Genomic DNA, 288 nt, shown 5'->3' on the forward strand with positions numbered 1-288 from the left:
CGCGCGGCGAGGTCCTCGCTTGACGATCTCGGCGGCTCGGCCTTCGTGTCGGACATCATGGCCATGCAGCACGAAACCCAATATTCGCGACTGTTCCGCTCATGATCATCCTTGCCTTGATCATCTCCTTGGTTCTGCTTCTGATCACCACGCTGCATGTCTATTGGGGCATAGGCGGCATCTGGCCGGGCACGGACCAGGCGTCCTGCGCCCGCGCCGTCGTCGGCTTCCGCGGCATCGATGAGATGCCATCGTCATTTGCGAGTTTTGCTGTCGCCGCTTGCCTTG

Annotated in this window: 2 pseudogenes; both read left to right on the top strand. The window is 61.1% G+C overall.

Annotation, left to right across the window (positions count from 1 at the left end):
- A pseudogene (locus tag EN859_RS37325) lies at positions 1-105 on the top strand (urease accessory protein UreF); the annotation flags it as partial.
- Positions 102-288 (top strand): annotated as a pseudogene (locus EN859_RS37330) (DUF3995 domain-containing protein); the annotation flags it as partial. The pseudogenes EN859_RS37325 and EN859_RS37330, both read left to right, overlap by 4 nt.

Source organism: Mesorhizobium sp. M00.F.Ca.ET.216.01.1.1, assembly GCF_004010325.2.
GTDB lineage: Bacteria > Pseudomonadota > Alphaproteobacteria > Rhizobiales > Rhizobiaceae > Mesorhizobium.